Source organism: Corallococcus interemptor, assembly GCF_003668875.1.
Lineage (GTDB): Bacteria > Myxococcota > Myxococcia > Myxococcales > Myxococcaceae > Corallococcus > Corallococcus interemptor.
In genome coordinates, this window is sequence record NZ_RAWM01000444.1 from 1 (window position 1) to 388 (window position 388).

The following is a 388-nucleotide window of genomic DNA, read 5'->3' on the forward strand; positions in this document are numbered from 1 at the left end:
ACTTGAGGCACTGGTCGGCTTGATTTGGCAAAGGTACCGCCGCATAAATGTGTGAAAGCGAGGGACACGAATGGCGCCTGGCCAGGAGCCGAGCATGACGCAGCCCGCAGGCCTGCAAGCCGGCGGAGAGGTCTATGCGTCAATGATCGCGAAGGCTCGGGCGCTCCTGCCGCAATTGCGTGAGCGAGCGGCGCGGACCGAGGAGCTGCGGCATCTTCCTCCGGAAACCGAAAAGGATCTCCACGACGCCGGCCTGTTCCGGATGCTCCAGCCGGCCCGGATTGGCGGCGCTGAGCTCGACTATGTCGCTCTGGTCGATTGCGCCGAGCTGCTCGGGCAGGCGGATGCGTCGGTCGCCTGGAATCTCGCCAACCTGGCAAGCCATCAC

Annotated in this window: 1 protein-coding gene; it reads left to right on the top strand. The window is 64.7% G+C overall.

Going from position 1 to position 388, the window contains the following annotated elements; translation table 11 throughout:
* Positions 1–94 precede the first annotated feature (94 nt).
* Positions 95–388 (top strand): acyl-CoA dehydrogenase family protein (locus D7X96_RS39420; RefSeq protein ID WP_208647479.1); only part of this gene is annotated, 294 nt, incomplete at its 3' end.